2 protein-coding genes are annotated in these 2,464 nt (G+C 49.6%); both read right to left on the minus strand.

Translation table 11 applies throughout. From position 1 onward, the window contains the following. Positions 1–68: 68 nt before the first annotated feature. Complete coding sequence (istB, locus tag ETC02_RS16405) at positions 69–821, minus strand: IS21-like element helper ATPase IstB (protein WP_063210167.1); 753 nt, start codon at positions 819–821, stop codon at positions 69–71. Then, on the minus strand, positions 818–2,323 hold the full coding sequence (istA, locus tag ETC02_RS16410; protein ID WP_013523915.1) for an IS21 family transposase: 1,506 nt from the start codon (positions 2,321–2,323) through the stop codon (positions 818–820). Before istA ends, istB begins: the two co-directional genes overlap by 4 nt. Between the last annotated feature and the right edge of the window lie 141 nt (positions 2,324–2,464).

Here is a 2,464-nt window from a genome sequence, read left to right on the forward strand (position 1 = left end):
TGTTTTTTGCAAGCAAAAAGTGCAGAGAATTGCAAGAAAAAATACATAGGCTTGCTGGCTCAATGAATTTACCTTTCAACCGAGTGAGAAGGGAGCGACTGAACGGCAGAAAGCGCGTGCCGTAAGCGGTAGCTCTCTCCCGTAAACGCGAGAATGTGGGCGTGATGGACCAAACGATCCACCAGCGCTGCCGTCAGGCGGTTGTCCCCAAACACTCGATTCCACTGTCCAAACTCTAAATTCGATGTCACGATGACACTTTTTCGTTCATAACAATCGGCAATGATGTGAAACAGCAGTTCCGATCCCTGCTTTTGGAAAGGTACATAGCCAAGTTCGTCCAAAATCAACAGCTCGCATGTGTCGATTTGCCGTTTGAGCCGTCCGAGGATGCCGTCTTTTAACGCCTCTTCGAGCTGGGCGACAAGATCGGCGACACGGAAAAACCGAACTTCATGGCCCCGTTCACACGCTTTTAATCCTAATGCGATGGCGAGATGGGTTTTTCCTGTTCCCGGCGAACCTAAAAGCAGGACGTTCTGTTTTTGCTCCAAAAAGCGAAGGTCGCAAAGTTCTTCCTTCGAGGTCGTGGTCGGCCAATGAATCTGATCCGACCATTCGTAATCTTTGAGCCATTTCAACTCCCGGAACTTCGCCTTCTTGATCAATCGAGCCTGTTTTGCTTTCTGACGGAACGACAGCTCCAACGCCAACACATCACGCAAAAACTGTTCCTTGGTCTCGTAGGCCACCTCCTCGAATCGATCCGCGATGTACGCCAAATGCAGGGCTTTACAAATCTCTTTTAAATCCATCTTCATGCCCGGCTTCCCCCTTCCCTTGACGGACAAAGACGTTGATCATACACATGTAAATCGGTTTCATAGTCGACTAAAACGGAAGGGGTATAGGCTTCTTCCCATTTCGCGGGATACTCCGAACGCTTCGCCTCCATCAACACCCCGATCTCATGGGGAGCCAAATCCCACCGTTGATACTTGTCAAGCCACTGGGCGATCTCATAGACGGTGTACCGGTCCAGCAGCTTCTGCACCCCTCGAATGCGTGATGCCGTCTGTTTCGGTTGTTCCATGAAGTATTTCCTAATGGCCTCCGGCAAGTAAACTCGAAACCGCGAATACTCCACCACCCGGGGCTTTTGCGCCCATTCCGCCAAAATGTCCTTCCAAGGGAGCTCCCGTTGCTTTTTCGTGTACGGCCTTGGCGCTTCCAGGTACACCTCCCCTTCCTGGGACAAAACCATGAAACGATCCCATTCCTTTTTGACAAGGACACGGTTGGGAACCGGGATCCCATGAACCACAAACGCCTCCCCATCCACCGTTACTTCCCCGTATTTATTGACATTAGCGTGGTGGAAGGAGAAGATCGGGAGATCTCTCTCCGGCAGGACAAGCAACTCCTTTTGTTCTTCCTGCCATAATTCCTCAATGGTTCTCCCTTTTTCGTAGTGGGGGCGGGCTCGATCTTCGATCATCTTGTGATGCAGCCACTCCGCCAGTTCTTCGTCCCCCTCGATCAACGGAGCAGGGACAAAGCAGCGTTGACGAGTATAGTAAACTTTCCGTTCGACATTCCCTTTTTCGTGTCCGCTATACGGATTGCATGCCTGTACGTCAAACCGGTAATGAAGCCGGAATCGCTCAAATGCTTCAGTATATTGACGTTCGCCTCCTTTTCGGATCGAAACCACCGCCGCCGCCAAATTGTCGATGCGCAGTTTTCTCGGGACGCCTCCGGCTTGGCGAAACAGCTGAGTGAGCCCGTAAAGAAAACATTCGCTGTTTTCCGCCGGCAATGGATACGCATACGCGGCGTTGCTGTACGGAAAGCTCAAAATCAGAATTGATCGGTCTTCCTCTTTTCCCTCCTTCGTCACAACGGACATGGTGCCGAAATCCACCTGCGCTTCCCCCGGAGGGTGTTCCAGCCTCTCGTAACGTTGTTCCTTCTCCAGCTTAAGCTGAGGTCTTCGTTTTTGAACGTAGGCGCAAACCGTTCGATAAGACCCTTTAAAGCCATGTTCCTGCTTTAATTGTTCGTACATCTTCTTGCTTGTCCGCCGTTGTTTTCTTGGCAGTTTGGCGTCCTCCTCCAGCCAGTCATCAATGATTTGACCGTATCCTTCTTCCTCCATCATTCCCCGTTTTCTCTTTATTTTTTGTCTGACCGAAATGTCTCCATCCGCATATTTCTTGACTGTTCTCCAGTTAAATCCCGTCCTGCGGACAATTTCGGAAAGCGATAACCCTTTCTTTTCACGCAAATGTTTGATATGATGAATTTCAGGCATTGCTAGCATCCTTTCATTACCTCCACTGTTTTGTTCTTCACAACCTTAAACAGTAGAGGGTATTTTAGGAGCTGGCAAGCCTTTTTTTTATGCCATGAAGCTCTGCACTTTTTTGTTGCAGAACTCTGTACTTTCATTTTGCACTAAACA

This window comes from Geobacillus sp. DSP4a, from assembly GCF_013096875.1.
In the GTDB taxonomy this organism is placed as follows: domain Bacteria; phylum Bacillota; class Bacilli; order Bacillales; family Anoxybacillaceae; genus Geobacillus; species Geobacillus thermophilus.